The organism is Sinorhizobium sp. 8-89, from assembly GCF_030124325.1.
Classification (GTDB): domain Bacteria; phylum Pseudomonadota; class Alphaproteobacteria; order Rhizobiales; family Rhizobiaceae; genus Sinorhizobium.
The window spans coordinates 1-21,959 of sequence record NZ_JASKLR010000046.1; the positions used below are offsets into that span (position 1 = coordinate 1).

The 21,959-nt window shown below is 58.6% G+C and carries 17 protein-coding genes and 1 pseudogene; 13 read left to right on the forward strand and 5 right to left on the reverse strand.

Features of this window, described 5'->3' with window-relative positions; genetic code table 11:
• Nucleotides 1-92: FitA-like ribbon-helix-helix domain-containing protein (locus QN219_RS32380; protein WP_405052309.1), on the reverse strand; the 92-nt coding region annotated here is incomplete at its 3' end.
• A gap of 1,360 nt (nt 93-1,452) precedes the next feature.
• Between QN219_RS32380 and QN219_RS32385 the strand changes: the two genes are divergently transcribed.
• The 5 genes from QN219_RS32385 (at nt 1,453) to QN219_RS32405 (ending at nt 6,729) form a co-directional block, all read left to right on the forward strand.
• Entirely contained in the window at nt 1,453-1,713 is a 261-nt protein-coding gene (locus QN219_RS32385) for a TylF/MycF/NovP-related O-methyltransferase (RefSeq protein ID WP_284004513.1), read from the forward strand.
• Between the two features lie 71 nt (nt 1,714-1,784).
• On the forward strand, nt 1,785-2,066 hold the full coding sequence (locus tag QN219_RS32390) for a TylF/MycF/NovP-related O-methyltransferase (RefSeq protein WP_284004496.1): 282 nt from the start codon (nt 1,785-1,787) through the stop codon (nt 2,064-2,066).
• 517 nt (nt 2,067-2,583) lie between these two features.
• Nucleotides 2,584-3,963: an enoyl-acyl carrier protein reductase FabMG gene (locus QN219_RS32395; RefSeq protein ID WP_284004498.1), complete on the forward strand. Its 1,380-nt coding sequence runs from the start codon at nt 2,584-2,586 to the stop codon at nt 3,961-3,963.
• Nucleotides 3,964-4,471: 508 nt separating this feature from the next.
• On the forward strand, nt 4,472-5,461 hold the full coding sequence (locus QN219_RS32400; RefSeq protein WP_284004499.1) for an AraC family transcriptional regulator: 990 nt from the start codon (nt 4,472-4,474) through the stop codon (nt 5,459-5,461).
• Between the two features lie 59 nt (nt 5,462-5,520).
• The gene (locus QN219_RS32405; RefSeq protein ID WP_284004500.1) at nt 5,521-6,729 is read left to right on the forward strand and encodes an MFS transporter; all 1,209 of its coding nucleotides are present in this window, start codon (nt 5,521-5,523) and stop codon (nt 6,727-6,729) included.
• Nucleotides 6,730-7,024: 295 nt separating this feature from the next.
• Here QN219_RS32405 and QN219_RS32410 read toward each other — a convergent pair whose 3' ends face one another.
• Together QN219_RS32410 and QN219_RS32415 are read right to left on the reverse strand one after the other, a co-directional pair.
• Nucleotides 7,025-7,447, reverse strand: coding sequence for a type II toxin-antitoxin system VapC family toxin (locus QN219_RS32410; protein WP_284004501.1), 423 nt, complete (start codon nt 7,445-7,447; stop codon nt 7,025-7,027).
• Nucleotides 7,444-7,698 carry a type II toxin-antitoxin system Phd/YefM family antitoxin gene (locus QN219_RS32415; protein WP_284004503.1) on the reverse strand — a complete coding sequence of 85 codons (255 nt, stop codon included), beginning with the start codon at nt 7,696-7,698 and terminating at the stop codon, nt 7,444-7,446. Before QN219_RS32415 ends, QN219_RS32410 begins: the two co-directional genes overlap by 4 nt.
• Nucleotides 7,699-8,573: 875 nt before the next feature.
• Here QN219_RS32415 and QN219_RS32420 point away from each other — a divergent pair.
• From QN219_RS32420 to QN219_RS32440, 5 genes are all read left to right on the forward strand, one after another.
• Nucleotides 8,574-9,968, forward strand: coding sequence for a hypothetical protein (locus QN219_RS32420; RefSeq protein ID WP_284004504.1), 1,395 nt, complete (start codon nt 8,574-8,576; stop codon nt 9,966-9,968).
• 131 nt (nt 9,969-10,099) lie between these two features.
• On the forward strand, nt 10,100-10,702 hold the full coding sequence (locus tag QN219_RS32425; RefSeq protein WP_284004505.1) for a nuclear transport factor 2 family protein: 603 nt from the start codon (nt 10,100-10,102) through the stop codon (nt 10,700-10,702).
• Between the two features lie 17 nt (nt 10,703-10,719).
• Nucleotides 10,720-12,795 carry a hypothetical protein gene (locus QN219_RS32430; RefSeq protein ID WP_284004506.1) on the forward strand — a complete coding sequence of 692 codons (2,076 nt, stop codon included), beginning with the start codon at nt 10,720-10,722 and terminating at the stop codon, nt 12,793-12,795.
• A gap of 277 nt (nt 12,796-13,072) precedes the next feature.
• Nucleotides 13,073-16,252: an AAA family ATPase gene (locus tag QN219_RS32435; protein ID WP_284004507.1), complete on the forward strand. Its 3,180-nt coding sequence runs from the start codon at nt 13,073-13,075 to the stop codon at nt 16,250-16,252.
• A gap of 6 nt (nt 16,253-16,258) precedes the next feature.
• Nucleotides 16,259-16,474, forward strand: a complete 216-nt coding sequence (locus tag QN219_RS32440) for a hypothetical protein (protein ID WP_284004508.1) — start codon at nt 16,259-16,261, stop codon at nt 16,472-16,474.
• Nucleotides 16,475-16,592: 118 nt separating this feature from the next.
• Here the strand turns inward: QN219_RS32440 and QN219_RS32445 are convergent, their stop codons facing one another.
• Both QN219_RS32445 and QN219_RS32450 read right to left on the reverse strand, forming a co-directional pair.
• Entirely contained in the window at nt 16,593-18,023 is a 1,431-nt protein-coding gene (locus QN219_RS32445) for a DUF1254 domain-containing protein (protein ID WP_284004509.1), read from the reverse strand.
• Nucleotides 18,024-18,119: 96 nt separating this feature from the next.
• Nucleotides 18,120-18,662: a hypothetical protein gene (locus tag QN219_RS32450; protein WP_284004510.1), complete on the reverse strand. Its 543-nt coding sequence runs from the start codon at nt 18,660-18,662 to the stop codon at nt 18,120-18,122.
• A 130-nt stretch (nt 18,663-18,792) separates the two neighbouring features.
• Between QN219_RS32450 and QN219_RS32455 the strand changes: the two genes are divergently transcribed.
• The 3 genes and pseudogenes from QN219_RS32455 (at nt 18,793) to QN219_RS32465 (ending at nt 21,787) form a co-directional block, all read left to right on the forward strand.
• Nucleotides 18,793-19,836: an AraC family transcriptional regulator gene (locus QN219_RS32455; RefSeq protein WP_284004511.1), complete on the forward strand. Its 1,044-nt coding sequence runs from the start codon at nt 18,793-18,795 to the stop codon at nt 19,834-19,836.
• A 41-nt stretch (nt 19,837-19,877) separates the two neighbouring features.
• Nucleotides 19,878-20,102, forward strand: a pseudogene (locus QN219_RS32460) (integrase); the annotation flags it as partial.
• A gap of 1,511 nt (nt 20,103-21,613) precedes the next feature.
• A complete protein-coding gene (locus QN219_RS32465; protein ID WP_284004512.1) occupies nt 21,614-21,787 on the forward strand; it encodes a hypothetical protein in 174 nt (57 codons plus the stop codon).
• Nucleotides 21,788-21,959: the final 172 nt, after the last annotated feature.

A 21,959-nucleotide genomic window follows, 5' to 3' on the forward strand; every position in this document is an offset into this window, starting at 1 on the left:
TCCGCTTCGGTGCTGCGGCCGTGCATCGCCGCGCGCACACGCAAAGCGCGATGCACCTCATCGGGCACATTCCGAACTGTCAGGATGGCCATAGTCAAATCCTCGAATTCGCCTTCAATGACAGCAATATAATCGTTATGCAGTCACTTCGCAAGTTTTGAGCGAGTGGCCTTTGCGATAGGGGCAGCAGTCAAACAATCGCCGGATGTCGAATAGGAGAAAGGGTCAGCCATTGGTACAATGGAGGCAAGCGCGCAGCTGCACCGTTCCAGTCGATAGATTATGCGATCTTTCGAGCACCGAACCCCCGATACGGTGCGCGAAAGGCCCATAATCGTACGGCAGCTCTCGACCCACTGCGGAAGTTTGCAAAGTCCCGCATCTTCGGCATGGCGGTGCCCCCAAAGGTCGGTCACTAAGTCAAACTTGCCAGGAAACAATTGATATTCACCCATTTGGACGGCGCGCCTAATCCTTGACTGCAACCAATGCTGTGCGATCCTGCCTCTCGGTTGCAGTGCGTGGGGACAGGAGATCGTTCGTGGATTTAGCGTATCCTGGGGACACGGCGAGCGTTGACGACATTCTTGAGTTGGCAGGGCTTTACAGGATGGCCGCTAAATTGCTTGGCGAACACGCGCCACGGGGTAAGCAGTTATCCCACGCTCCCCGCCGGCTCCTGGCCCTCCACTCGATTGAGCTGCACCTGAACGCGTATCTACTAAAGGATACGACTCTAAGGCTCTTCGCGGCCTCCAGCACGATATCAGCGAGCGAGCGCGAATGGCGATTGATGCAGGCCTACTCTTGCGCACGCGCACAGAACAGCACTTGGCGACCCTGTCATCCAGCAGGGAATACCTTGTCACAAGATACGGCCCTGAAAGGACCGCTACGCTGTCGCAAGTGAGCCGAGTTATGGCAACGCTCGACGAGTTGTCGCTGAAGATAGGAAAGATCTTGCGCGGGCGCGACGCGCCTACTGCTGCGGCCGGGGCGGCCCACGCTAGAGGCTGAGGATCGAACGCGGTGGCGGGGGTATCACCGACAGATTACGATGCTCAGTCGTAAAAAGGCACTGGTCATCCGCACCAGGACTGCTTGAAGCCAACCCAACGGTGCGCAAGTCCCTCGTCGATGAGTTGCGCGCCGAGTGACCGCCGCCGCGGTAGACTTCGCGCAACGTCCGGCCGTACTTATCCTCCTCTCGGAAACCAGCCTTCAGACCGAAGGCACCCGTGAGGTGCCGCAAATGTGAATGGTTTGATTAACCAGACTGTTGCACATCAGGACCGGCAAATCGATAAAGGACGGGCGAGGAACCTGTCGGGAGGTAAAAGTGCACTATTTGAGCTCTTTTACCTGGCGTGCGCGCCGCATGCTTGAAACTTCCCTATTGAGTGCCACGGCGCGGTCAGTGCGGCGAGAGCGCCTTACCTTTCGCCTCGCAAGCTGAGACGTCTCGAGACAGCACTGAAGGAAGTTCTGAAGGAGAATGTGTCTGGCGATATAGCCGAATTCGGCATTGCCCTGGGTGGAAGCGCAATCATCCTGTCCAAGAAAGCCAGCCGCCATGGACGCCGCTTTCACGGCTTCGATGTTTTCGGAATGATACCCCCGCCTCAGTCGGCGAAGGACGGCCAGAAAGCAAGGGATCGTTACAAGACGATCGCGAGCGGCGAATCAAAAGGACTGGGCGGCGAGCTTTACTAACGCTATCGCGCCAATCTTTATGACGAAGTCTGCCGTTCCTTTATGAAATACGGCCTCGCCGTCGATGGCCGATGGTCAACCTGCATAAGGGACTATTCGAGCATACCCTGCCGGCGGCAGGGATAGAAAACATCGCCTTCGTCCACATCGACTGCGACTGGTATGATCCGGTCAGCTATTGCCTTAATAGCCTGGCCGACCGGATAAGTCCGCACGGGGTCATCCTGATCGATGACTACCATGACTACGAAGGATGCCGAACGGCGACAAACGAGTTCCTGCGGGCTCGTCCTGACTTCGCATTCGAGGACGGAGAAAACGTCATTTTACGCCGGACCCGACTGAATGGCTGACTACCAGGAAACGAACGCGTAGAATGGCGCAGCGGCCCTGTGGGAGCCCGCGGCGGACAATAGCTGGACCTTAGGGGTTGGCGCGTTCGACTGTGCTCTCAAGGGGCGGCGTCGGCTGACCCACCCCATCGCACTCGTTCCACTCGCGCTGAAGCTGAAACTGGCACCCATCTGCATTAAGTGTCCTCGCGCAGCAAGGCTAGCGTCCACTCATCTGGGTGGCCGAGGAAGAAGCGGTGGAGAGCTAGGCGCGGACGGCCTCCGACAACTTTTTGATGGTCGATTGAGACCGTTTTGCGCCGATAGGCGACCTCGACAAGGATAGGATTGCGCCACCAGCGCCCCGGCATTTACCTTCTTTTTACGGTTCAGATAACGAGAAGTCCTTACCGGACTTCACGGTTTGAAATGAACGGTTACTTAAAATGACTTCCTATTACGGATCAGCGCGGTCATGTACCTGTTGAAGCTCGTCTGAGCGATTGCTCGACGGCTAACGGACCAAAGAGCTGACAGTATGGAAAACCCGATCGCGTTGAATCGCCTTGCTGAAAACAACGTTTTTCGTAAAGGTGATGTTTTCGTCCTCTTCGGCGAACTCTTCGGTCGCGGATACGCGACTGGCTTAGTTGACGAAGCTCGGCGGGCTGGAATGGAGATCGTCGGAATCACGGTCGGGCGGCGCGACGAGAACAACGCACTGCGGCCTCTAAACGCCGAGGAACTTTCTGCCGCCGAAGGCCGATTGGGCGGCAGGATTATCAACATACCTCTCATGGCTGGCTTCGATCTCGACGCTCCGGCGGGCGGCCCCACTCCGACGGATCTCCTCGCGGCGATGACGCTGCAGAGCTGGCAGCATGACAGGCTCGACTGGGACTACATTGAACAGTGCCGGGACATCGCCACCGCACGGTTCACGAATTCGCTTTCACAGGTCATGGCCGTACTCGACGGAATGATTGCCGACGGCCGCAATGTTTTTTTCGCCCATACAATGGCCGGAGGCATCCCGAAAGCGAAGGTATTCCTGGTCGTTGCCAATCGAATCTACAAGGGTGTTGGTTCCCGCCACATGTCGTCACAAGCCCTGCTCGACAGCGATATGGGCAAGCTCATCCTGCAGAATTTCGACGAAGTCTCCGCAATCACCTTTCGACGGCTTATCGACTTCAGCACGGCGATCCGGGAGCGCGTAGAGGCATCGGGCGGTCAGGTCCGCTATACGGCCTACGGTTATCATGGAACGGCAATCCTGATAGACGGCAGCTACCGTTGGCAGACCTACACCAACTACACGCAAGGTTACGCCAAGATGCGGCTCGAATGCATCGCGGAGGATGCCTGGGCAGCAGGTGTCAAGGCAACCGTCTATAACTGCCCCGAAATACGGACCAATTCTTCCGACGTATTCACCGGTATCGAGCTTCCCCTGATACCGCTGCTACTTGCCTTGAACAAAGAAAATGGAGGCCAATGGGCAGAGGAGCAGTGGCGGGCCTGCCAGCAGCTTCTGGCAGACGGCTTCACGATGAAGGATGTGTTCCAGAAAATTACCGATATGCAAGCCAACGAGGTCATGCGTCCGTTCTACGACTTCTCGGCGTGGCCGATGGCCAACAGCCAAGCACAGTCCGATCTGACCATCGGCACGTCCAACGAGATCACACAGATGCATCGGGACAGCAAGCTGATGATCAGCGACCTACTGAGTGCTCTCGTGGTGGAGGCGACCGGGCAGCTCATTTTTGGCGCGTCTTCAGATCCCGCCGGTCCCGTCCGGTGGCTCAACCACGATATCGTGGCGCGCCAACTTAATGCTTCCCACCTGCAAAAGGAGTCTCCCGCGCCGTTGATCGCGCAGGGGGCGAAAGACTCTCACCTCGAGATGGCCTGAGGAGTCTTCGAGCGCATCAAAACAGACGAGTTCGACGGCTCGCCGTGAAGGGATCGAAGCGACGGCGGGCGGGAGACGGGGATTTCAACGACAGCAGGCGCTACCGCTTTGATGCGGATGTTGTTGCGGAGAGCAAGGACGATCGCGATGGACGCCAGTTTGCCGTCGAATGGGGCGTTGGAAATGGCATTCAAACGTTCGAATGCAGAACTGGTATGTAGCTCGCGCTGATTTACCCGACAGACCTCGATAACAGTCGGCGGAGCCAAGGGTGCGCTCCAGAGCGATCGCCCGGCCGCAGCCGGTTTTCGGCTTAAGGAGAACCCAAAAGCATAGCTGGAGCGCGTACCCCGAATTCCGTATAGCAGAGGCGCACTTTCGAGCCGATGATAGGCGATGACCTTGTCGGAGCCGCTGGGTGCAGAGCGCGAAGCGGTCGCCCGCCAATGCCGATTGTCAAAACCGCGGCCACCTTGCATTCCGGACGGGCGGCATGTAAATTGGGCAAATGCGTGACCATTCGTCCCAATCCTCGTCGCCACCAAATATCCCAATGGATGCGCTAAGCGAAGTCCTACGAGACTTTCGCTTGAGTGGCGTCAACTATGGCCGCTGCGAGCTCCGACATCCATGGAGCATCGCCTTTCCGCAACAATCGTTGCTTCGTTTTCACTTCGTGAGCCAGGGGCCGTGCTGGATCCATACGGAAACGCACGGCTGGCAGGAGTTGCACGATGGCGATTTGGTGCTGCTGCCGCAAGGCATCGCCCACCGGCTGGCCAGCGCGCCCGGTGTCGTCGACGACTCGCTCAAGAGTTGCCAAGTGATCAAGTTGGGTAGCAACGTCTGCGAAGTGGTGCGGGAGGGAACGGGTGAGACCAGCACCCTTTTCTGCGGCTCCATGGCCTTGGGCGCCGGTGCGCTTAACCCCTTGATCGCTTTGATGCCCTCAATCATCAAGGGCTGCGATGTGGCCGGTAATGACCCGATTGTTGGTCCCCTGCTAGCGGCTATGACAGCAGAGGCCGCACAGCCGCAAATGGGCAGCGCAACCGTTTTATCGCGTATGGCGGACCTGCTCGTCGCGCGGCTCATCCGCTGCTGGGTTAATTGCAGCGGAGCGTCAACCACCGGCTGGCTCGCCGCCATCCGCGACCCGCATATCGGTCGCGTCCTGGCCGCCATGCACCGCGATCCCGGCCATAACTGGACCCTCGAAAGCCTCGCCGGCGTGGCAGGTCAATCGCGCTCGATCTTCGCCGAGCGCTTCAGCGCTATTTTAGGGGAAGGTGCGGCACGTTATCTCGCTCGTCTGCGAATGCAGCTCGCCCGCGAGTTATTGGGGCAAAGCGGCATGTCAGTTGCCGAGGTCGCAACCCGTTTAGGCTATGAATCCGAGGCCTCCTTCGCTCGGGCGTTCAAGCGCATCACCAGCGTCTCGCCGGGCGTTGTGCGCCGCAGCATTTCCGGACGAACGGACATGGATCTCGGATTTTAAGGCACATATCATCCGGCAAGACTGGTCTAAGAAGATCTCCACACCTTGGAGATGCTTCAATGACGGATACAACATCACAGTTTGACAGCGCGCTGATAGACATTGATGCCGCTGAGCCGGCCGCCTGGAGCGCGGCCACCTGGTTCGCCGTCCTTTCGATGGCGGCTACCAGCTTTGCCCTCGTGTCGGCCGAATTCCTGCCGGCAGGTCTGCTGACGCCAATGGCGAGCGATCTCGCCATTAGTGAGGGAACGGCCGGACAGGTCGTCACCGCCACCGCTTCCGTTGGCGCCGTGACGGCCTTGTTGAGCAATGTTCTCATCGGCAGATTAAACCGCAAGACGGTGCTGGTCGGTCTCAGTGCCTTGGCGATCGGCTCCAATATTCTTGCGGCGCTGGCGACCGATTTCTGGCTATTGCTGTTGGGCCGGGCCGGATTGGGCATCGCGCTTAGCGGTTTCTGGGCGCTTTCAGTTGCCGTCGTGGCGAGGCTGGTTGGCGCCAATGCGACAGGTCGGGGCATGGCTATCGTCACCCTCGGCGTCTCGCTCGCCACCATTGCTGCGCCCTCGATGGGCGCGTTGATCAGCGACTGGCTGGGCTGGCGAAGCGCAATGGCCATGACTGCGGGGCTTGCCGCGCTAGCCATGCTGCTGCAGGTGCTTAGCCTGCCGACGCTGCCTGCAAGCGCAAGCAACAGTCTGAGCGATGTCTTCCGGCTGACACGGCGGCGTGGCGTTCAACTGGGAATGCTTGCTATCCTTTTGCTGATGACGGGGCATTTTGCCGGCTCGGTCTATGTGCGCCCCTTCCTCGAACAAGTGACGCTCCTTGAAACCTGGCCGATTGCCCTCGCGCTGCTCGGGTTTGGCATTGCCGCAGTGATCGGCAATATTGCCGGTGGCCGAATGGCTGACGCTGATATCCGCACTGCCCTCATGGTCACCGCGGCGTTAATGGCGTTTGCCACCCTCGCTTTGGTGCTTTGGGGCGCGCATATCGTTGTCGCCTTCGGCTTCGCTATACTTTGGGGCTTCGCTTTCGGCATGGCGCCGGTGGTGCTGCCTACCAATCTGTCCCGCGGGGCACCCGACGCGCTTGAAGCAGTGGGCAGTCTGATGGTCGTCTCTTTCCAGGTTGCCATCAGCATCGGCGCGGTGTTCGGCGGCTACGTCGTGGACAACTATGGCGCTACTGGGCCCTTAACCCTTACCGCTGTCCTTGCCGCATCGACGGTCGCACTGGCGCTGCTCCAGCCCCGCGGTTAATATTGCTCTGGCGGCTGCTTGCGGATGCGGCGAAAGCTCGGCGCATCCGCAAGGTGTTCCGAAATCGTATCGAGCGCGTGGGCGGTTCCTGATCCCAGCTCGACCTCGGAGTGTGACAGTTGAGGGTTGGACTGAGCCAATTCTCGTCCGCAGTGCGCCCAAACGTCGTCAAAGCGACTCGATCCAGATTATGCTCCCGCATCCTGACCGACCGCCTGAACGGATTCGATCCGGCGATCCAGCAGTCGAGCTCGCCCGGCTGGGGACCGCCTGTATTCGGATAGAAGTGAAAGGGTCAGCCTTGCCACGGATCGACGATAACAACGGCGGTGCCTTCGAAGTCTCTGGTGTTTCGTGTCACAACGGTCATGTCGTGAACCAGAGCCGTCGCCGCAATCAGCGCATCCGCCTCATTGCGCCGGTCGGGGATGTGCAGGTGGGCGCAACGTGTCGCAACCGCATCATCAACTGGCAGAATACGGCCGGCGAATTCCGGACGCACATGACTGTCGAGCCAAGAACGCAACCGAGCGCCTTGTGCGGCGTCTCGGCGGTGCACCCCGAGTACGCCCCGCTCCAGTTCGAGAATTGTGATGGCTGAAAGGAAAAAGCGCGACGCATCTTCCGCTCCGATCCATGCGACCACATTGGCATCGGCTTTGCCGTCACCGATCTTGCGCAGTTCGGAAACTACGTTGGTATCGAGCAGGTATCTCAAGACAAGTCCGCTTCGCGCGGACTGATTTCAACGCGGTGCGGCTCGAAATCGATCCCCGAGAGGCCAGGCATGGCGAGAGCCTCGACAAGACTGCGGTGCTTGCCGGTCAAGCGCTCAAATTCATTGTAGGTCATGAGCACATGGGAAGGCTTGCCGCGATCCGTAATGATGACCGGGCCCCTTTTTGCTGCCTTCTTGGCGCTACTCACGTCGTGGTTCAGCTCTCGGCTGGAAAGGGTCGTAATACCCACAGCTCACCTCCATGTAGGTAGTTACCTACATATAGCGATCAAAAGAAGAGAAAACAAGTCGAACAGTCGAACGGGCCCAGCGCGTGCACAAGGGGTTCAATGGCGATGTCCGGCACTGCAGCTTTCCAGTCGATACATTATGCGATCTTTTGAGCACAGAAGAGGAACGCCCCGATGCGGTGCACCGGACGCTCGTAACGGTAGGCTGCACTCGGTAGAGTCTAGGTGTGGCGCGGGTGACTGTAGGTTGAGCATATCTGCTTCCGCCCCTTTCGTCTGGCGGTGTCTTGGTGGCTCGGCCGTGACTCCCGTTTCCACACCCTGCTCATTGAACCGGACATGCAGGTCTCCCGCATACGGATCTCGGACAAGATCTCACGCCTTCACCCACGGCTCGCGCGCCCAAGTCGGGTCAGACGTACCGACCCATAGTGCTGGTATAGATGCGAGTCTGGATATGAAGGTAAGCGTGTGAAGCAGCCTTTGAGATTTTGCCCGGTGGTTTGAAGTACGTCGCTAATTCCGCCGGTAGCGACGTAGCCAAGGGTGAACTATGGGGCGGATTGAGATTCTTGCGGGCGTCGAGCGCCGCCGAGTTTGGACGGGCGAGTACAAGCATCTCGAGCCAATGCGGTATTTATAGTTGCGCGAAGTCCTGCTACCATCCGAATTTGCATCCGGGTTCGCCATTCAAAGCCACGCCGGGTTGCGGAACGACTAACTGATTTAGTGGGTGCCCGGGGGCGCAATCTACCAGCATTCGTAATCTCAAGTCGACTTCATGCCGTTTCTTTCATCGCAAGCGTGAATGACTGCCGGGTTAGAGGAGCAAGATATGCCCTTGCCCACGCAGCTACAGTTCATGGAGGGATGTTATGGTAGGGCAGATCCAGATCTGGGAGAATGATCCTGCTTCAAGCAGTCTTGTTAAGGCCGATAAACCGAATATTAAGCAGCTCCCGTTCCGGTATACATTTCCACCGCCTGCGCTAGCGCCTGACCCGGATACGACATCTCCCAATTTCAGATATTGGAACGCAGCCGAAGCGCTCAGGCGCGGTGCCGATTTTTGGGGGCCTGCGGTACCCGACCAGCAATGGTTCGGCGGTCCTGATCTTGAAGTAAGGCTGAACGTCGGTACCAGATGGAACGCCAACTACGACAGGCGGGCCCTCAACTTCTACCGTGGGCAACTAGGCCCAGGGAGCTTCGTCTATGCTGCCGGCAGTGCCGACATGCTTTGCCACGAGCTCGGTCATGCGATACTCGATGCCGTCCAGCCCCTACTCTGGAACTCCGGCAATGCAGAGGCTGTCGCCTTTCACGAATCGTTTGGCGACGTGAGCGCAATATTGTGCGCGCTTCAAATCGAGACAATGCGCAATTCCATCTTAGCGAGCACGAACGGCAACATCTACTGCAATTCGCGACTCTCCCGTATCGCCGAACAATTCGGGACCGCACTCCACACGATATTCCCCGATGATGCCGATCAGGATTGCCTGCGCAACGCATGGAACCCGTTCTGCTACGCCCCCCCAACCTCTCTGCCCCCGATGGGTCCTTCCTCAATCCTGACGGCGAGGTCGCATTCCTTCTCTCGGGTTTTCACTGGCGCCGTGTTCGAGTCATTGGCTGGCATGCTGGCCGTTAATCCGCCGGCCACACCAGACCGGTTGCGCGATGTCACGTTCGAGATGCGGGACATCATGATTGAGGCGGTGAGGAGCGCTCCCGTCGTGCCGCAATTTTATGCTTCGGTCGCGGCCAAGATGGTGCTGGCAGCCTCCGCGAGAAACGGGGCATATCGGGCGGTTTTCAGAGATGCCTTCGTACGGCGCTTGATTCTCTCACTCGAGGTGGCGGCGAACATCCTGTCGTCGCCGACCGCCAACGACGATACAGGTTTTGCCGTCGCGCCCCACACTGACAGGCCCACATTCAGTGCGTTGCCATCCTCCCATTACGGCCTCGACAAGCCGCTGCACATCGAGTTGCCGGCGGATCCGGTGGGAACAGCTGCAAGGAGCGCGACTCGGGATGGAAGGTCGATGGCGCCATTGAATGTCGAGGAGGCAGTCACGACGTTCGTGGATCGACTATTCATGAGGGGTCGCGTCGATTACGGCGAGTTCGGAGGCAGGGATCACAAGGGCGGTAAGGCCCAGAATCCCTCAAGTGGCGATTCAACCCATCGTCTCGAACTCGTTGATGATCAGCTTTGGCTGCGGAGAATTAGAATCTGTTGCGGCCAATGTATGGCTACCTAGAGCGCCGTGCGTTCATATGAACGCACAAAGACGCTCTCACACTTTGATTCTTGAGCATTCCTTCTGCTTTCAAGCGATTCCACATGAAAGCAGAATGCTCTAGGGGGTTACGATCAAAAGGGAGGTTTGTAATGTCGCCTGCACAAGTAAAGCTCCTTGCGCGCCGCGCCAAACTGACAGCCTGCGTGATTGGGATAGGTGTTGGCCTCACATTCGCGGCCGCGGCGCAACCGTTGACACGCTGCGAGAACGACCCGGCCGAGACGTGGCTGGCAACCCTCAACGACCCAGCGCCCGCAGACGACCGGGCGATCAGGAAATTGATCGCTTTGTACAATTGGGCCCTGGACGGTCAAAAGGTAGCGCAACTGGACGGCCTCTTTATCGACACCGTGTTCTACGAGTTGTGCAATGCGGCCGGCGACCAACTCGCCCAAAGTAACGGCGAGGAGCCGTTGAAAGTCTATATCAACGAATATTTCAACGATCTCGTTTCGAACGACGCGCAGACAAGACATGTCGAGAGCAACACGCTGCTCCATGCGGTTGATGCGAGCACTATCCAGGGCAAAACGACTGTCGTGGTGACGCTTCAGAATTCCAATATAGAGACTCCGGTGCTTGACTACACCGGGGAGCTTAGGACCGAGTTCGAGCAGGTGGGCAATGTCTGGAAGTTCTCAAGCATAACGCTCATTACTGACAGTCCCAAGCTCGCATTGCGAGCGCGCTGAACGCCACGGGAACGGCCGTGAGGCGTACCGGCCAGCTCTTCACGATCATGACTGTGGCCGTTGCTGTCGCAGGCGGGTTGACGCCGGGCGGCCGCATGGCATCTGACGCGACCGACTCCTATCCACAAGCTCAGATCCAATGGCTCAGCGGACCGGCCTGCGACCGGAACGCGCGTTGTGACAGGACGACGGGCTGCATCGCGCCCACGCCCCCTCAGGGGGCTGTCCTTGACGTTCTTCCTCGTGACCGGGCGCATGGCCGATATGTCCGGGATCTGGAGGTTTTCCAGGCCTGCAGGCAGTTGGTGCAGTTGTCGAGAAATGCCAAAGCCAGTGATCTCCGTTCGGTCAGCTTTCGGGCCTCTGGACTCGAAGCATTTGCCGAGACCGCGCAGCGGTGGAACGGAGATTTCCTCTGGGAGCCCGCATCGGCAAGCATCAAGACGATCACCAGGTTCGGGGACGAAGCCCGTGCTGTCTTCGGCCAGATTCCTGAGGGCGACTGTTCGGACAGCGCCGCAAGAACTCTGCCCTTGCAAATCGACGGCAATGTTGTCGACCTGAAACCCAACTTTGGCAAGAAAGGGCATCCGCTGGAATTCGAGCACCGCGATACGACAGGCAATGTGGTCAAATGGACGAGTGGCATTGCGCGGTGCGACAAGCCTTCTTTGACCGGGAGCGCCACCTATTGTGGGCTTAATTCCCGGCTGAACCGTGTCGAGAGAGGCAATGTGGAATGGCTTTTCTTCTGCCGGAAATCGAGCCCAAGCGGCGAAGTGGAACCGCTACCATATTGGCAGCGGACAAATTCGAAGTTTGCCCTGTTCGGCGTCATCGGATTCAATAGACGCACTGGCGAGGTTGCTTTCTTTGACGGCAGAAAGGACCAGAGCGAATTTGACTGGTCGCAGAAATTCGCCCCACCTGCGGGCCACTCCTACGCGGACCGCAAGGGCCGCGCAGCAGCAGAGGCGCTCTACGACCCGACGTTTCAAATAGAATGCTCCGCATGTCATAGCAACAAAAGCGCTTACGTGATCACTCCCAGTATCCAGCAGGCGCGCGTGGGCTTCGCAGGCAATCATGATCCCACGGCGGCTGCTTTCAGCCTCGGCAATTTCCTGCCAGCAGTGCCGCGAAACAGATCGACACCGTTCCGTGTTGTTGGATCTGCTTATACCGGCACCCACCGCGTCAGTCTAGAACGTGCGCTGACCGTGCGCGACCCAACTGGGAACTGCACTGAGTGCCATACGCTGACGACCCAGATCACCGGTCAACGCTTTGCTGCCGATGCGGTGGCGCAAGTCCCGACGATCACGCATCCCAGCAGGTCGCAATCCCTGCGCCTCAGGGCGGAACAGCGCAAGTTACGGGAGATAAACACACACCGTACGACGTGGGCAACCCGCGCGGGTGGTGGGAAAATTCACCCTTGGATGGTGCCGATCGACGGTAATAGCCCGTCGGCGCTTGCGCCCGAAATCAGTTCCTCCGACTGGAGCGTCTTGAGCAACTGCCTGTGGGGCGCAGGCGGGTCAGAATGCGACTACAAGCCCCTGTACACATCGTGTCCACCACCTGGCGCGGCGGAGGCCGGCGACATCTCCGAACCTGTCGATTTTTCCATTGAAGTGCTGCCGAGCGCTCCCATGGAAATGCATGCGGACCGGGTGCTTCGGCTGCGCTGGAAATATCTCAACAATTACGGCGACGTTCCGCAACGAGACGATGTCCGGTTCAATGTCGGGGTAAAATCTGTTGAGATCGCCGCCGCGGCGGAGTCCCCGTCCGGTGAGGCTTATCCCAGCGTAGGAGAAACACGCGAAGAGAATTTTGTCGCCATCACCGACGAAATCGGAGCCTCCGGCGCAACGATGCTAATTCGTAACCTGTCCTATCTCGGACATTCCAGGTTTACCGATCCCGCCCCATCTACTCGTTTGCGGGCGTACCAGTTGGATTTGCCTGCCCAATGTGATCGACGTTACCTAGTTCGCGTACTCCCGAAGAGGTTTTGCTTCGACCAAACCGTAGTAACTTTTGGACGGGCGAATTACTTACTTTACGCTGACGTTTCCTGCCGGTGAGTTGAGTCTTATTTCGTTCCAAGTGGGCAGGCCCGGTCTTCATTTCGCGCTTTCGAAGCCAAACCGTGGCAACGGTACACACCTGAAGATCACCCGTAGGCCTTGCGTCATTGGATGCTAGGGCGTTGCACCCGTCGAGGATCTTGTATCAAGAAATGCACGACCCTGGAAATCGTGGCTGACATTTTTCTGGATATTTCTTGTCCCTAATGTAGCCTGAATGCGGTAGAACGCATGTTGAGGTGCCCGGCCTTCGTCGCCCCTTGAAGGAGCCGCAATGAGCGAGGTCGATAAATGGCTGGCGGAGATAGGACTTGCGCACCTTGCGCAAACTTTCGATCGCGCCCAGATCGATTTCGACAGCGTGCGGCTCCTCACGGACGAGGACCTGCGCGAGATGCAGATCCCACTCGGCCCCAGGCGGAAATTACTTGCCGCCATTGCAGCGATGAGGCCGATGTCCACGGCCAATACTTTGAGGAAGCAAGCAGAACGCCGTCGACTGACGATTCTGTTCTGCGACATGGTCGGATCCACTGAGTACGCGGCGCGACTGGATCCCGAAGACTTCGGCGACCTAACCCAAGGCTTTCTTAGCCGATGCACCGGGCTTGCCAGATCTCACGGAGGATTTGTTGCGAACTATGCTGGTGACGCGCTACAAGTTCTGTTCGGCTACCCGATCGCCGAGGAGAACGATGCGGAGCGCGCGCTTGCTCTCGCGTTCGACCTGCTCATGGCGGTTCCGCAAATCGAGGCGCCTGGTGATGCCAGGCCGAATGTACGGATCGGAATCGCCAGCGGGCTTGTCGTGGTCGGTGATGTCCAAGGGGCACCGGCAGGGGTGTCCACCGTGGCTTTTGGCCCGATACCCAGTCTCGCACAACGGCTGGAGACACTAGCGAATCCGCAGACTATCCTCGTCGACCAGAGCACATATGCATCAGCTTGCCGCTCCTTTGAATTTCAGGATCTTGGAGCGATCACTTTGAAGGGCTTTGCTGAGCCAGTTCACGTCTGGCGTGCCGGCAAGGCTTTGCCGCGCGACAACAGATTTAATAGAACCGGGCTCACACCGCTCATCGGGCGAAAGAGCGAGATTGAACGGGTTCTCGCTTGCTGGGAACTGGTCGCCGAAGACCGTTGCGCGCGTTGGCTCCTGCTCTGCGGCGAGCCGGGGATCGGCAAATCGAGACTCCTGTTCGAGGTGGTCAAGAGGCTCCCGACGGCAAGGACGTTGATAGCGCATTGCTCTTCGACGCACTCCAACAGCGCCCTCTTTCCCTTCCTCCAACTTCTAAGACAGGAGTGCGCCATTTCAAACGCCCTGCCAACACCGGTGGCGACGAAGAGATTGGAGGCGCTTCTGTCGGTCAGCAGCGTACCTCTGTCAGACTCCTTCCCGATCCTGGCACGGCTGCTAGCTGTCGAGCAGGCGGACTATCCGCCCTCCGAGCTCACCTCGACAGAGCAGCAGGCGACCGTGCGCAGGGTCTTCGTCGAGTGGCTGCATCACATCGCCCGCCAAGGTCCCCTTTTCCTTGCAATAGAGGACGCACAGTGGATGGATCCCTCCTCAAGCAGTCTCCTCGGAGCGCTTCACGAGGAGGTTCGAGACTTCGCTGCCCTTGTGCTGATAACGTCGCGCCACGACGTGCTGAAATTCAGCAATCAGCGCGTGCGCATCGATACCATGAGAATCGGACGTCTCACGCGCGAAGAGGCCGGCGCACTCGTTGAAAGCGTTCCCTCGGGGGCCACGCTTGCATCGGGGGTTGCTCAGTCGCTGCTTAGGAAGGCAGAAGGGGTGCCACTCTACGTTGAGGAGCTAACTAAGTCTGCAGTGGAGTTGACGTCCTCCTGCGGCGCCTCGATGATGCCGCACGATGTTCCGATCGAGGTTCCAAACAACCTGCAGTCTGCATTGCTTGCCAGGCTCGACAGGCTTGGTGAAGGAAAGATGATCGCCCAGGTCGCCGCGGTGATTGGCCGCGAGTTCGACGTGAAGATGCTTGCGCGGGTCGCGGATGTTCCCCTCCATGCATTGAAGCCACAGTTGGAGCGTTTGACAGAAGTCGGTCTAGTATCGCCGCAGCCCTTTGCGGACTGGCCAAGATACGCTTTCACGCATGTGCTGCTTCAAGAGGCCGCCTGTGGGGCATTGCTCCGGGACAGACGACGGCAGCTCCACGCGCGAGTCGCCGACACAATAGAGAAAACGGAGCCGAACACAGCAATTGCGCACCCAGAGGTGTTGGCGCAGCATTTGGACGAAGCGGGGCAGTTCGAGCGTGCCGCCGATCATTGGCTGGCCGCTGGGATCAAAGTCGGGCAGTCGTGGGCAAAGGTTGAGTCGGCGAACATGTTTGCCAAAGGGCTCGAGTGCCTACGCAAGCTCCCTCCGTCGATCCACCGCGACCGGAAGGAACTTAGGCTCGAGCTCGAGCGTGGCGATGTGCTGTACGCGACATACGGCTACGTAACACGCGAAGGAAGTGCCGCCTACCGCAACGTGATGAGGCTGAGCGAAGCACTGGGCGATGCCGAGGCTGCTATTCGCGCACTGGATGGACTATTCGGTACGGCATTTAATTCTGCCCGCTTCAACGACGCCGAATGGGCTAGCAATCAGCTCCTGGACATCGGCCGAAAGCGGCAAAATATCAGGGCTCTTGTTCTCGGTATGCAGTTCTTGGGAATGTGCGCGTTCTCGCGGGGTCGGCTCAAGGAGGCCAAGTCGTACCTGGGCGAAGCACTGGCGCACCGGTCGGCTGCCGAAGAGGTAGGAAGTGACTTCCCGAGCATGCCCATGGTCTATCTTTCGTGGACACTGCAGCTTCTCGGCGACGAGGAGAAAGCCTTGGCGCTCTTCCTGGAGGCCCAAGCGCGGGCGCGTCAGCAGACGGACTACCGCCTTGCGGCGTGTCTCGGCAACGGCTGCATCCTCATGGCCCTTCGGCACGACGCGACAATGTTGGAGGCGATGGTCGACGAACTGATGCCGCTGGCGAGAAGGAACGGATTCCAGCTCTGGCTCAATATGGCGTCGTTCTTCCAGGGCTGGATGCTGGTCATGACCCGTCAGAATGCGTCTGGCCTCGAGCAGATGCGTCAAATCTGCGACAACATGGGCGAACAAGAGATCGACAAGACCTGCTACTTCGGCATTCTCGCCGAAAGCTATCTTAGGATGAGTCGGATTCCGGAGGCATTACAAACGGTGGAACGAGCTCTCGCTCTCGCGGAGAGGACGGGAGAGAGCTACTTTCTAGCCGAGCTCTTGCGTCTGCGAGGAGAGCTCAAGCTAAAGACCTCCGCCGAGATCTCGGAGGCCCAGGCGGTGCTTCGAAGGTCGGCCGCTGTTGCTCGCAAGCAGGGGGCAAAGACCTGGGAACTCAGGGCGAGACAGACACTTGCGGCAATGGAGGCATCGAAGACCCGAGCCGAGCCGGCGTAGCCAAGCATGAACATCCCATGTTCCGACTACATTAAGGACTGCCGCGAATATGCGCTTCGAATTCTCGACAGGGGCGATATCCAGAACGCGGTCGCATCCCTGATGGGCGACATGAAGAGGATTCCCCATGCGACAAGTGTTATGCCAAACATCGGCGCGATCATCGCGGTAGCCCGGGGCGATTTTGACGCCGCGCGCGCCTACATCGAAGGGTTCGAATAGGAATTTCCCTCGGTCGTCTTCTTCAGCTGGCGGCGGTGGCGCAAAATAGTCTCGCCCGCGTGTTCGTCGCTCTCTCCTCATCCACATCCGGTACCGCGCACCAGGATGGTCGGGACAGTTACTGCGCCACGACGGCCGGCGGCTGCCACGTTCCTTCGCCGGCCGGCAATATGGACGGCGCTTCGGTCTTCGGCCAATACAGGCGCATGACGAGATAGATCGTGTCATTGGGCGCAGGCAGCCAGTTTGCTTCCTTGTCCGCGCCGGGGTTGTCCTTCTGGATGTAGAGGGTTAGCGAATCATCCGCATTCTTCTTCATGCCCGGCAACATCGGCGAGTTGATGAGGTAGCGATTGATCGGGTTCTGGATCAAAAGCTGGCTCTTGCCGTCATACATCGTCACCGACCAGAAGGAGTTCACCGGCGGAAGTTGACCGGCGGGAAAGGTGATAGTGTAATTGTGCTTGCTTCCGTCGAGCGTCTGGCCCTGGCTATCGACGCGCGTGTACGGATAGGTGGCTTCCTCCGGGTCATTGCCATAGATGCCGGCCTGAGCGGCGACGGCACGCTTCAACCAGTTGCCATTGTAGTGGGCGCTGTCTCCTGGAAGACCGCTAACCCGCCAGCCATTGATCGCCTTGCCGGCATTGGCGACGGCCTCGTCGACCTTCCGCTGGCCCTCCTTCATGCCGAGGCCAATCTCCAGTTTATGCTCCAGCGGCAGATCCTTGAAGTTGAAGCTCTTCCCAGCACCAACGCCGATGCGTGCCAGCCTGGCCCTTATCTCCTTCTCATTGCCATGCGCCGGGCCGAATTGCAGAGCGAAGTCGAGATAATCGAAGAAGTTGGTCTTCACGAGTTCCTTGTCGATCTTGGGGAAGTCGATGGTTGGCGCGGCCGCTGGCGGCGTCTGCTCCAGATAGGCCGACAGCATCTGAACCTTGTAGCCAGCCTGCACCTTCTTGACGTTGTCGAGATCATCCGGGCCAAAAAGCTGGGTGCGATAACCCGCGAGGGAAAACTGTGTGCTTGAACGAAACACCTGCTTGATGCCCGCCGGGGTGTCACCCTTCCAGTCTGGCCCGACCACCATGTAATTCCCAGCATCGCTCCCTGTGGCTCGGGTGCCGATATAACCGTAGTTGTAGGTGTTGCCGTCACAGAGCATGACCGAGTAGTAGCGCTTCGGATCGATCGCCGGCACCGAGAGCACCACCGGCTCTGCCCGCAAATCCAGCCAGACGAAGGAATACGGCGTATCGCTGTTCGGCGTGACGATTGCCGTGTCCTTGTAGGTGTAAACGTTGGGCTCGTTCTTGATTTGGTTGAACGGCGCCTTGAACTGCCCTGAATTCCGATCTACCGCGTACTCGTACATGATGGCATAGTTCATCACGAGCGGCAGACCGTAGATCAAGCCTTCCTCGGCGATGTCCCTGGCCTCGATGATGCCTGGGTAGCTCTGCGCCATCAACAGGCTTGGCTTCGCAACCGCGGCGCCAGCGGCGATCGCTGTGGCGGAGCGAAGTAGATCTCGCTTTGTAAGCATTTTGCCTTACTCCCTTTTGTCTTCCCGTCCCCGACTTGCATCAGCACAAGCTGCAGCAACTATCGCTCGGCTCGTCTCGAAGTTCGTCACCGCGTTTTAGGCAGATGCTAGTAGAGAACCGCCCGTCGGAATCCGCGCCTTGCCAACCCCCGCATAGGAGAGCGGCGTCAACGGCATGCCTATTATGTCGATGAACACGGAAACCCCGGAACCTTTCTCCAGCATCTCGCCGCCCACCACCTTCACCGTGTATGTCAAGTCATTGCCGTTCAGTTCCGGATTTTCCAGGACGACGACCACTTGTTGGAGTTTGCCTGCTTCGAGGATCGACAGGTCGGCATTCGGCGGGTCGGAAAGAAAGCTGTCCTTGCCCTTGCTCCAGAACGGCACGAATGCCTTCGTGTCCATGTCCCCGGCAATGCTCTCGGGACGGTCAGAGAAAAGCAACGTTGTGGTGCCAATTCCTTCGAGCGTCAGCTTGCTTGCCGCCTTGTCGAAAGTCATTGCGCCCGCGGTCTGGACGAACAGAAAGTCAGCCACCGCGTCGGTTGCCTGCACCAGTCGTGGTTTAAGTGGAATCGCCGTCGCTGCGATCGCCGTGGCTGCCAGCAGCAGGTTTCGTCTGGTCGTCATGTCCATACCTCCTTGAGGTGGTATATCTTCGGTATTTGCTTGCGCGACACTCGCCTTTTACTGCACTAGACACTATTCGTAATTCGAAACCACTCATTTTACGCCACGGTTGCATTATTTCTGGAGCGCTGCATGCATGGCTGAGATCCCGGTTATCTCCAACCGCATACTGCATGGCATGCCGGCCTTCGTACGCCGTGAAATCGGGCAAAAGGCGCCGCTGCAGGCCAATCGCGCCATCGGCTTCGACCTCGAATTGACCGAGGGGGAAAATTGCTTCATCCCGCACGCGGCGGTGATCCGCTTCGTCGAAGCGGCCGCTCGGGCCGTCGGCGATACCAACTTCGGGGTTCTGATGGCCCCGATGATGAACGTCGCCAACTACGGAAGCTACGGACGCTATGTGATTGGAGCCGGCACCCTGGGGCAAGCCATCGGGCGCGCGATTTCCAGTCTTTGTTTTCATAGTACGGATGACAGGATGTCGGTCTCGGTCGTCGGCGACGAGGTACGATACAGCTATGTCTTCGCGCTGGCCGGCTGTGCCGGATATGCCAATGTCGCGTGTGCCGCGGCGGGCGTCCTGCTCAGCCTCTTCAGGGCCTATTTGCCCTTGGATTGGCGACCGCTGCGCATCGAGCTTAACACCAATAGGCCACGTCAAACCGGACTTTTGGAAGACGTCTTCCAGTGCCCGGTCCACTTCAACGCCCCCGCGGTAACCGTTGTGATGGACCGCCATCATCTGTCGGCTGCTCCAAGGCACGCCGCATGGCCGATCGTCACCATCGAGGATGTCGCGCGAGATCGGCGTGGCGGCGCTCCTCGCGATTTGCTCGACGTCATCATGGAGCAAATCCGGGCGCAGGTTCTCACGGGCAGCGTGTCGATCGAAAGCGCCGCGCAATTGACTGACACCAGCGTCCGCACACTGCAACGTGAGCTGAATCGCGCCGGCACCGACTTTCGTAGCTTGGCGACCGCGGTAAGGGTTCAGCGCGCCACTGAACTGCTCCGGCACACGAATGGGTCGATCACCCGCGTTGCGGCGGAGTTAGGGTATTCCTCGCCAGCCAACTTTGCTCGCGCTTTCCGAAAGGCGACTGGCAATGGGCCGAAGGAATTTCGCTCCGCGATCACCGGACTGACCGCTTGCGGCCCCGTTCAATTCTCGCACTAACGCGTTTTCCTAAGGCCAATTGTGGCCGATGGAGAACTCAAATGGGTATTGCACAATACGATCCTACCGCATTGGGCGGTCCGGCTTGGAACGCCCGACAGGTTGGCGTCAAGAAGCCACTGAAGCAGCGCCAGATCTGGGCGATCCGATTCTTCCTCGATCGGGAGGGGCGCGTGAGAGATCGCGCACTGTTTGACCTTGCAATCGACAGTAAGCTGCGCGGCTGCGATCGCGTTAAGATCAAAATCGGAACACTTGTCACAGGATCAGGTTAAGTGCAAAGTGACAAACGGATAGGGCTGGGAACGAAAAGATACCGAACGTGACGATGGTCGACCCTCGATCAGAAACACCGTCCAATCCGGCTATTATAACTTAGCCGCCGCGCAAAGATTTCAACCAGTCTAGCGCTTTGATGACGGGCGCATCGGGCTGGTCCTCTGGAAAAAAGGGCGGCTCTTCCGGATCTAGAACCGAGGCCGTCATGTCGTTGGTGGTAATCTAGGTGAAACAGGTACTATGCCGTATGGGCCTATATGAGAGGCGAATGGCGGCTGCAACAAGTGCAGCCGCTCGCGCCGACAGGGAAAGATCGGCCAGGGAGATGGGTGGAGGCCGAGTGGATACCACCATCCGTCATTGTGCCGATGATAGCCATGTCGATAGGATCGATAACCCCGGCCATTATAGTAGCCGTAGCGCGGACCGGCGCTGTATCGCGGGCCGCGGTACCTACCGTACCCAAGCGCGTGCTTCGGGCCGCCACGGTGGCCAGGCTTGTGGTGGACCAAGTCCACGCCCTGAGCGCTCAAATCCGGCACCGTAACCATCGAAATAGGCAGGGCCTCGGCTGGGGCCGCGCCGGCAAATGCCGTAGCAGCCGCGATTAACAATGCACCAATCTTCTTCATCAACATAATCCACCTGTTTTGGCCGGTAATTTTTCGGTGCTTGCTATGAACCTAAGATGACCGGAACGACCGTTAGACGCGGAGCTCGTTAAGTCAGCCGGGATGCCTTCCCAATCACCGCCGCTCCTGGCAGAGCACGAACGCTCTGCTTCGTGGTGCGATTGGATGACAGGCACCGCGAGACTTTGCTGACATTCGTTCCGTCAAAGCCAGGCTTCACCGGTCTCGTTTCCTTCGCTGCCGCGCGGCCGAGAAAAAAGCAAAAGGCCCGGCGACCGACGGCCTGCCGAGCCCGGGTTACGTTGCTTAGGACATCGAGCCGCTGGAACTCGCTCTTGGGGTTCGCGATATCACTGATGGCTCTGGTCCCTCGCGATGCCTCCTAGCGTAACCAAAGCCGATATTGCCACGCTAGCAAACGGTTACCCACGGACTAAAGTCCGATGCAGATGGGCAAAAGCCCCACCGCCTTCCAGAAGCCGTCGATTAGTCGAGTCGATCATATGGCTAAATCAGACCGCCCTGTCCGATCACGTCATGTCATTGTCACGCTGCCGTCACGATTGGCGGCTAGGGATACCCTTCTCGCAATTGACCACGGATGTACCGGCAGCGACGAGATATTCTGCTTTCCTCAAGGGCGCCCTTCTTGGGCAGCCGTGCTAAGGTCGGATCTACCCCGGCCTTTTTTGTTGCTCCCTGCCGGACCCACCCAGACTGTAACAATGGACATAGGACCTTTGGCGCCTTGGTCTCGGACTAGGTTCCTACTCGGGGTTGATGCCTGCTAGACTTGGGGTCCCGTGACTTCCATGGTGGACTCGCCAGGCGAGGCTATGCAACCACCCAATGCTTGGGGATTGGACATGGACGACCGCGATACAAAAAGCTATGGCGAGAGAAATTCTGCTTCGGATCTCTTGGAAATTGCGGCACAACTCGCGTCGCTGGCCGAGGACATCAAAACCTTAGCTGCAATGCCGATCGAGCAGATCTCAACATTGATCGAATCCGACGATAGGCCCGAAGCAAGCTCATAGAGCCGTGATACCCACCCGGATGGCGAGCCTCGTTGTTCTGCCGCGTGGTTCATCGAGGAACCGGCCTGCTTGGTCGCCTTGAGTGGATTCGATCCGCCGGCCTACAATCTTTCAAGGCCCCACGGCTGCGGAAAAGTTGTATTCAATGATTATCCGGCTCCTGCATCCACTG